Source organism: Paracraurococcus lichenis, assembly GCF_030657435.1.
GTDB classification, from domain to species: Bacteria; Pseudomonadota; Alphaproteobacteria; order Acetobacterales; family Acetobacteraceae; genus Paracraurococcus; species Paracraurococcus lichenis.
This window is the reverse complement of sequence record NZ_JAUTWS010000132.1, coordinates 1-8,300: the sequence shown is the minus strand read 5'-3', so window position 1 is coordinate 8,300 and position 8,300 is coordinate 1. Positions and strand designations below refer to the sequence as shown.

General features: G+C 60.7%; 9 protein-coding genes. 4 read left to right on the top strand and 5 right to left on the bottom strand.

Annotated elements, in window-relative coordinates; all coding sequences use genetic code 11:
• Nucleotides 1–747: 747 nt before the first annotated feature.
• Both Q7A36_RS36625 and Q7A36_RS36620 read right to left on the bottom strand, forming a co-directional pair.
• A complete protein-coding gene (locus tag Q7A36_RS36625) occupies nt 748–975 on the bottom strand; it encodes a hypothetical protein (RefSeq protein ID WP_305108738.1) in 228 nt (75 codons plus the stop codon).
• Nucleotides 976–1,174: 199 nt separating this feature from the next.
• Nucleotides 1,175–1,828 (bottom strand): recombinase family protein, encoded by a 654-nt coding sequence (locus Q7A36_RS36620; RefSeq protein WP_305108737.1) that lies wholly within the window; start codon nt 1,826–1,828, stop codon nt 1,175–1,177.
• 1,347 nt (nt 1,829–3,175) lie between these two features.
• On the opposite strand from Q7A36_RS36620, the gene Q7A36_RS36615 reads away from it, so the two are divergent.
• The 3 genes from Q7A36_RS36615 to Q7A36_RS36605 all read left to right on the top strand — a co-directional run bounded on the left by Q7A36_RS36615 (nt 3,176) and on the right by Q7A36_RS36605 (nt 5,343).
• Entirely contained in the window at nt 3,176–3,766 is a 591-nt protein-coding gene (locus Q7A36_RS36615) for a hypothetical protein (RefSeq protein ID WP_305108736.1), read from the top strand.
• Nucleotides 3,759–4,151, top strand: coding sequence for a hypothetical protein (locus tag Q7A36_RS36610; protein WP_305108735.1), 393 nt, complete (start codon nt 3,759–3,761; stop codon nt 4,149–4,151). Before Q7A36_RS36615 ends, Q7A36_RS36610 begins: the two co-directional genes overlap by 8 nt.
• Nucleotides 4,152–5,199: 1,048 nt before the next feature.
• Nucleotides 5,200–5,343, top strand: coding sequence for a hypothetical protein (locus tag Q7A36_RS36605; RefSeq protein WP_305108734.1), 144 nt, complete (start codon nt 5,200–5,202; stop codon nt 5,341–5,343).
• 329 nt (nt 5,344–5,672) lie between these two features.
• Here the strand turns inward: Q7A36_RS36605 and Q7A36_RS36600 are convergent, their stop codons facing one another.
• The 3 genes from Q7A36_RS36600 to Q7A36_RS36590 form a co-directional block, all read right to left on the bottom strand.
• Entirely contained in the window at nt 5,673–6,599 is a 927-nt protein-coding gene (locus tag Q7A36_RS36600; protein WP_305108733.1) for a replication protein RepA, read from the bottom strand.
• 56 nt (nt 6,600–6,655) lie between these two features.
• Nucleotides 6,656–6,856: a hypothetical protein gene (locus tag Q7A36_RS36595; protein ID WP_305108732.1), complete on the bottom strand. Its 201-nt coding sequence runs from the start codon at nt 6,854–6,856 to the stop codon at nt 6,656–6,658.
• 116 nt (nt 6,857–6,972) lie between these two features.
• Nucleotides 6,973–7,785 (bottom strand): helix-turn-helix domain-containing protein, encoded by an 813-nt coding sequence (locus Q7A36_RS36590; RefSeq protein ID WP_305108731.1) that lies wholly within the window; start codon nt 7,783–7,785, stop codon nt 6,973–6,975.
• Between the two features lie 284 nt (nt 7,786–8,069).
• On the opposite strand from Q7A36_RS36590, the gene Q7A36_RS36585 reads away from it, so the two are divergent.
• A partial coding sequence (locus Q7A36_RS36585) for a hypothetical protein (protein ID WP_305108730.1) occupies nt 8,070–8,300 on the top strand: 231 nt, incomplete at its 3' end.

Sequence of the window (8,300 nt, the reverse complement as noted above, 5' to 3'; positions counted from 1 at the left end):
CCGCAAATCGGCATTGGCGCTACGCACATGCTGAGTGGGCTCGGTGTCCCTGCCCCTGTTGCTGGGTGGGCTGGTGGGCGCATTGCTTCGAACGTAGCACCTGCTCTTCGTGAACCCACGCCGGAAGGTGCTGCCATTCGCTTGGGTACTGGCATCAGTGTGAATGATATCCAGAAGTACGGTCTGGCTGGTGGCCCAAACTCTGAGGTTCGCAAAATCGGCAGGCTCTTCGGCCTCCACTGAGCTCATTTGAGGGCGTGAACCACGCTCTCACGTCTTACACCGGGGTCCGCTATCGCATGTCCAAGCGAAGGCTAAAGGATGGCGGGCGGGCCTATCTCCACGCGCCCGTTGGCGCCCCCGGTGTGCCGGTAACGAGAGGGTTCGACTGACTACTAGGAACGCCTCTCGTTATCGCTGCTCACCACAGCTCTCACCCGGGAGCATGACGTTCAGCAGCCGCGAAACCTGCGCTACATGCCACCCCGCCGCGTGGTGCCGATTTCCCGCCATCACGCGCTCCCTGCGCGCTAAATCACTGTAGCCCAAACTGCGCAGCGCGCTCGGCTTTCACCATGGCTTCGAAGAGCTCAGTGTCTCGCCCCTCTGCGATGGCTTGCCCGTCTCTGCTGACGTACCAGCACCATCCGCGCTGAGTACCAAGCACGACGAGATCGAAGCCGTTCACTACGGTCACGCGGGTCAGGCGGCCATCAGGCTGTCGCGTCAGAGTCCATCCGATCGCCATTATGGCTCCGGTGACCAGTCCAGCACTCGCCGCACAACGCTCTCCGCCATCCGCATCGCGTCGGCTGCGCTCCGCTCTATCCCGCGAAACTCGGAGCGGTCGCGACCCTGCTGCCAGATCGCCCACATCCAATGAGACTTGTCACCGGTGACCGAAAGATCGTAGTTGCCGACTGTGGCGACGTACTGCGCAAGCCTCCCTATCTGCGCCTCGGTCCACTCGATCATCACACGCCCCTTGCTCCATGCACTAACCGTCGCGCTGCGGCCTCCGCCATCGCCTTCGCAGTGACAAGATCAGGCTCTTGGCCTTCGGCTAGAACAGATTGCCCTTGGTGGACCATCCACTCCCAAGCGCCCCGATACCCCAATACGGACAAACTGAAGCTATGTTGTTGTGCGACATGCGCCTGACCGGTCCCGCCCACTACCTCGGTCCACTCGACGGACATGATGCCGCGTTCCCGTTTGCGATCTGCAATACCCGGTAGACGCTAGCCCGTCCGATCCCGAGCTTCGTAGCTATATCGGTCGGGGTCATGCCGGCAGCACGGAGCCGCTGCACGTCATCTGCCTTCGCCCGTGCAGTTGGCTTGCGGCCCTTGTACTTTCCTTCACCCTTCGCCTTGGCGATCCCTTCGCGCTGACGCTCCAACATCAACGCCCGCTCAAACTCAGCAACGCCGCCTAATACGGTCAGCATAAGCTTCCCGGTGGGAGTGCTTGTGTCGAGAGACTGCCCGCCCATGGAGAGCACCCGCAGCGACACGCCCTTCGCTTCGAGCTTGGCGACGGTGCCGAGCAAGTCTGCGACTGACCTGGCCAAGCGATCGGGCTTCGTGACCACCAGCACGTCGCCTTCCCGCAGGTAGTCGAGCGCAGCCGCGAGCTGGTCACGCTTGCCGATGGACGATGCTTGCTCCGCGAACACCCGGCCGCAGCCAGTCGCAGCCAAGTCCCGCCGCTGCGCCTCTAGGCCAGCTTCCTGTTCAACCGTGCTGGTCCGCGCGTAGCCGACCACCGCACCACGCGCAGCCGGTGCCTCGGCTGAGGCCGCCTGCTTTACCTTCCTGCCCGCCATCGCCCTTGTCCCAATAGGGTCTAGGCATGATGCCCGAATTCGTCCAAATCATCAAGACCCACTCGTGTGAGACACTTTATGGGCAGCTTGAGACGACTCACTAGGGCAAGCCCTATCGGGATATCGGGGTGGGGACTTTACCAGGGGCGGTGCAGCCGCCCGCCGCTGTGTGCACCCCGGACAGCCGGCGGTGGGGTACCAGAAGCTAGGCCGCCCCTATCGGACACCTGGGGAGAGGGGAGAAGGGCTGATCCGCCAAGGTTCCCAATACTCACACCTCTCCCACATCGCCCTCATAACTACACCGAACTCCCGACGGTTCTCGGGCTCCTGGCACTCGCGGTGAAGTCGCATACCTTCGCCGGTCCTCCCCCAGTACCGACAGTGAAGGCAGGTACGATCCTTTCGAGGAGTTAGCTTCTGCGAGCTGGATGGCTGCTGTGACATTGCCATGACGGTGGGAAACGCCCGACACTTCGGGAGGTACATTACCGCCACGATGTCTTTTTTGTTACGGCTTCAGGCTCCTAGGGTAGGAACTCTGCCCCAGGTTAGGCGCCCGGGCCGGTTGGGGGTTAACTCGCGCCCTGCCCCTGCCTAGGGGATGCCCCTCGGAGAACCGCTCATCCGGTCGGTTATCGGAACTAAAGTCACCTTACACAAGCCTGCCCTAGTGCTGGCCTCAGTCCGTCCCTGGCTCGGCTACAGGGCAGCACTAGGCACGCTCTGGTCCCTGCCTATTGCTGGCGGCTCAGGATGTAGGGGGAGGCGAGCGCCAGGCCCCACCTGCCGGGTACTCCTATACGTCGATGCCAGAGGATCGAACCGCTGGTTATGACACCACTTCCAAAAGCCTATCCGAGCCTCACCAAGTGTAGCCCAAGCAAGTCTCTAAAGTGCTTGGCTATCGCGCAGAACCCGCACTACAGAAGGCATGGACGGATATTGTCCCTCCGAACGCATGCGTCCTCGTGAGACTGCTCTAGCTGTGCGGCCTGACACCACCAGAAATATAACTTCAGGACAGATGTGATATCATTGGTTGACAAAACCGCCGTCCTGAGTACAACGACACCCACGATCCGGCGATGGTGTATCAAGCCATTCACTCTAGGGTTGTGGAAGCACCCCCTCTCAGCCGGTTTGCATGAGTACCTAGACCTTGGCAATCCGGAGCCCTGATTTCGCTCCAGCCCTTGCTACGTCTAGTTCCCCGAAGAACGACACAACCCATGTTACAGCACGAACTAGATGGCCAAGACGCCTCGGCCTGGTAATGAGGCTATCTCTCCTAGCCTAAAGTCACCTTACCCCCGACCGCTCTCCCTAGAGCATGTCAAGCAACTGGTGAACAGCGAAGCCTTCGCTGCTTCCATCGGTAAGCCCCTGACAGTCCACGCCACTCTGCACAACGCTCAATCATCCAGCTTCTCCGAAGAGAGCTGGAGTACCTTCCAGAACCGCATCTTCGACAAGATGAGCCGTTGGCTATCTCGAAGGGAGATCCTGCCGGCATTCGTCTGGACCCGGGAATGTGGACCGCAGAAAGGTGCCCACACTCACCTGATGCTTCACCTGCCCTGCCAGCACTGGGCAGCCTTCAAGGACTTCGTCCTGTCTACTGGTGAGTTCAGCCAAGCCAACATTGGGCAGCCAGGTGAAGCCATCCGGCTGAATGGCGGCGTGTTCGGGATGATGTCCCCTAACCGCCGTGCTGGCGCGCTGAAGTACCTCCTTAAATCCCTGGACAATCCTCGGCACCGGGATGCCCTCGGTATTCGCCATGAGCCTAGTGAGCCTGTGTTCTGCCTGCGGGCCGGTGTCAGCCGCAGCCTTTCTCACCAAGCCCGAGCTGCTGCTGGCTGGGTAGAGCTAACCACACTAGCTGAACTCCGGGCACATCTGCATCCTGCTGAGGGAGCCAAGGCCAATGGCTAACTCCAAGCTTCCTCACAGCAACTCCGCAGCGCTCGACACAGGGCTGGAGCCGCATGAGCGCTACGAAGTCGCCAAACTGGTGAAGCTGCTCCTTCGACGCATAAAGGATCGCCTTCTCCCCGGTGTCGAACCAACTGACGAGCAGAAGTTGGAAGTGTACGCGGAAGCAGCCCGTACCGTGGCCCTCATCTTCGGCAAGGAAGTCACAGCAGACCAGGTCGCGCTGGTCATGGCGGCTTCCCGTGAATGGGACGTTTCCCCTGAGCGGTACCGAGCAGCACTGACCCGAGAGCAGCACGCCTTGGTCAAGGCAAAGGCTGCCGAGCAGGGGGGCCACATGAAGGCCGTGATCGGGGCAGCCCTTACCGCCTACTTCCAGGGCTAGACGGGGCATGGCGGACTAACCCTCCGCCACCCCACCCGCAGACATGCCCCGCGCCACACGACGGAGAAGGCCATCTAGGGGGGTCTGGGGTTAGAGAGGTACCTGTAGACCCCCCGAGCCCAGAAACGCCTCCACGGGCTTCTACGGGGCAAAAAGCGGCATGCTCGCTGGCAGGGGGCGCTTCCCATGGCTGACCGTAGGCGCCCCAAGCCCCACCACCATGTCGCCGAACGGACGAAGCGTCGTCGTCCCTCCCACTGCCTGTCCCAATCTGCCGTGAGAAGGGCGAAGCAGCTTCGGGATGAGGACTACGTGGACTTCAGTGAGATTGCCCGAAGGCTGGGCTACCCGGTGGAGGACGTGAAGATCGCCCTCTCCCCTACGCGCAGCCCTAACCCCGAGAGCTCTGCTGCCAGCATCTACACCGACAAGCCGGTTAAGCAGCACTTCCTCCGCGTAGCCCCACCAGGCCGCTCACAGCACGAGAGGTTGGCACTGCTGCTGGAGGACTACGAGCACCTCCGTCGCCTGCTAGGTCGGTAGTAGTGCATGAGGATGGCCGGTAGCTACTGCCGGCCTCCTCAATGCCTCCATTCCGGTCGAGCCCAGCTCCCTTCGACGTAGGGGGCATGGAGGACCTGCTGGCGGACTTCTTCGAGGGCTGAGCGGCTGGCCTGAATGTGGCGTGATGCTACTTCATGTACCATCCGCTGCTTTAGCCGCTGAGCAAGCCGCTGTACATCTGCTGATGCAAGCCGCCGTACATCACGCTCTGCATGCCGTCATGCATGACACTGCGCAACTTCCTTTCGCAGAATTTGCCTTTCCTTACAGATGGTTAGGTTAGAGGGGCCGAGAACCTGCAGGCACACGGCAGGATAACGAACGTGGAAGGTGATCGGTGAATCTACTGCCCGGTCCATCCCCGTTGTCCGCGCGGGAGCACGCCTCATTGTGGCGAAGGCGCCTGAATCCGGCATACTGACTCTCGTGTCCAGGGCGTCATCGGCGCTGACCTGAGGCACGTTGAGCGAAGGAGTATGCGGACGTGACCATCCACATCGACCCGGAGACTACTGCGCTGATTGCGTCGTCGGTCATGCTGACCACGGCGAGCTTGTCGTCCACCACCCTCGCGGGCTTCGCGCTGATCGTCGCGTTCGCCGCTATGCGCGGAAAGAGGAAGGCGTGAGCCAATCGGACTAGCCGACCTGCTCACGCCTGCTGGGTAGTCGGTGCTGTAGGTGTAGTCGGTAGTGTACGCGGAGGGGTCGCTTGGGTCTGGAACACCCGGCGGCCCCTTCGCAGTTGTAGACCTGTTCGCGGGTAGCGGAAGCCTCCTTTTTGGGTTCGCCCGAGCTGGCTTCCGTGTGCCTTGCACCGCGACCCCCCCGCTTCCCGGTTATCCCCCGCCAGCTATAGGAGATTCTTACTGCTATAGGGTGGGGGGGGAAGTATGCGTGGCGAAACCCAAGGCGGAGGGGGGGGAAGTATGCGTGGATAACTCCTGCGACTCCCACCTCAATCCTTGCTCCTGGAGCCTCGCACACTAGGCCGACGAGCGATGGCCGGCTCCGACCGGAACAGCCTCAACCCGCCATGGACCTGATCCACCTTGGCGACCGGATAGACCAGGAGAACCTGCCGCAACGCCGTCAGGCACTCACTACGAAAGTCGCGCAAATCCGCCACGTCGGCGCCGAACTGCTTTTGTAGCGCGCCCCATGCGATGAATGCCCCAGCACGCTCCTTCACGCGCGGCAGCCGGTGCGCCAGCCAAGTGTAAAGGTCCAGGGCGCGAGCCGAATGCGCCAGCGCACCGAAGGCGCGGGGATCAACCGGCAACGGACGCTCACGCAGGTCAGCGAAGAACTCTTCCGACAACCGGACTTGCGACGGCCATAACACACGCTGGCGTGGGTCATCAGCGAACCACAAGTCGGCTCGCGTGACCATCGGCGCCGGATTGAACTGCGTTGTGCGATTGTTTCCGTAGTCCATGGAGAACTGCATTCGTGCAGCCGTCAGCCGGTTCAGTTGCTCCTTAAACCGCGCGATGCTGCCCTTCGCCCCGCCTGTCGCCGGGATACCCAACGTACGCATGTATGCCGTTAAGCTGTCCGCCACCGGCACCACGGGCGATTGCAGCCGCACAGCCTGGGTGCAGAGGTGCAGCACTATCAACCGCGCCTTGGCGCCGTAGGGTAGCCCTTGTAGCACCATCTTGCGTGTCGCTGGGTTGCGGAGATACCCAGCCGTGAGAACCAGCGATGCGCGACCCGTCTCACGGATGTAGTCGCGGCCTTTCGGCTCTCGGTACGGCAATCCGACCTGCGACATGATGACATGCAGGAAGCCGGGATCGTCCTCTGCGTCGCCCATGATGGCAGCGCTCGCATCATTCAGCCGTCGTACCACGGATGATGCCACCACCTTCCTTTCCGCCATCACGCGCCCCCTGCGCCCTGCACTAGATGGCGCTCCTTCGCAGTCACTCTCAGCCCCTACCGCAGAAGCAGCAGCCAGACTACGAAGCCGGTAGTCCCGAGCAAGATCAGCCACCCCTTGATCTGCTGCTGTATCCGGAGCTCATCGGGGACGATCAGCTTCGCATTCGCCAGGACAACAACACCGGCGCAGAACGCGAAGGCAATGCCGCCGAGAACGAGAACCGCACCAAGCAGGTTAGCGGCCACATCTAGCATACCGTACCCCCGATCATCGGCCCAATGGCATGCGTCGGCAATCCAACTTCTGCAGCGGCCCGCAGCTTGTCTGCGGAGCACACTGCCGAGTGGCGTCACACACGTAGATCCAGATGTCAGGCAAGCGCAGTGTCGTGTCGGAAGCAGGAAGCGACGAAATACCTCTCAGCGCGTCCGAGCAGCGTGGAAGCAACTTCGTATTCGCTGCTATCCAGGGCAACCAAGCCAGGAGCTGCATCGGCTTGCACCTCTGGCCGGTTTGCTCTGGGCTTGTAAAGCACGAATGGAGAGACGACCGGCTGTGGCGATACGCCCTGCCAGGTTTGCGTCAGCACCACACCTAGCATCTCCATGCTGGGAGGCTGCGGGTGCGTTAGGCTGATCAGGCGCAACCACCCCTGCGCCATTGTCATCACCTGAATGAAGCCCCCGTTCTGGCCTACATAAATCTCCCCTCTCAGGACAAGACCGTTCGAGCCGCCTTCCTGCACATCGCCGCAGTGATCCCACGCTGCCCCACTTCCGTCATCTTGGACTTCCTCGAAGAGGCAGCTTCCCCGACCACTCGGCCATGACACGCTGACACGCGATCTCAGAACCCTACTCGGGTGTGCGGAACACCATCTGTAGCCAATATAGTCACCACAAACTTTTTCTAGGCTCGCCCTCGTATATGAACCGTGTTGATCGTCAGATATCTTGTCTGACTTGGCCTCAAGGAAAGAAGATATATCCAGGTCTACTGCCTTGCAGATACTTTTCAGAGTATCTAGCTTGGTTGGTATACCTTTTATTACGTTTGATACACAACCCTCATCCCAACCAGACAGTTCTGATATTTTGCTGTACGTCATACCTTTTGCAAGTTTTCGCTTCATTACCTCCCGGCCTATTTCCTGACGCTGAACATCGTCGAGCAGTCCCTTCACCATGGCTCCTCGCACACCCCCCAAAAAACCGGAAAAATCCTGACAAACGGCTAGGGGAATTACGGTCATTTCCGAAATGAGGCATTTGAACGTTCCGTTATGATGGATGCCGAAAGACGGTAGAAATTTGCCGGGTATGCCCAAGCTTCCTCGAAGACGGCCAGGCCCAATCTAGCCTTCGCTTTCGTGGCTTTTCGGGCTCCTCTCCGCGACAAAACAGGTGCCGCTCGGGACCGCCAAAACCGAATGGCGCCTTGCAACACTACGTGGAGAGAGACCTACCCATGACCAAGATCAAGTTCGCCCTGCTGCTGGCTGTCACTGCCGTCAGCTTCGCTAGCCTTGGCACTCACAAGGCGAACGCGCAGGTGCCGTGGGGTACCGGTACCGGTGGCGCCTTTTACGGCGATAACTCCGTTTCCCTCAACTCCCCTCGCCTCGTGCGCCCGAACTTCGGAAGCGCATTTGATCAGCCGATGCGCCCCGGCTTCGACCGGATGGCTCCGATGATTGCT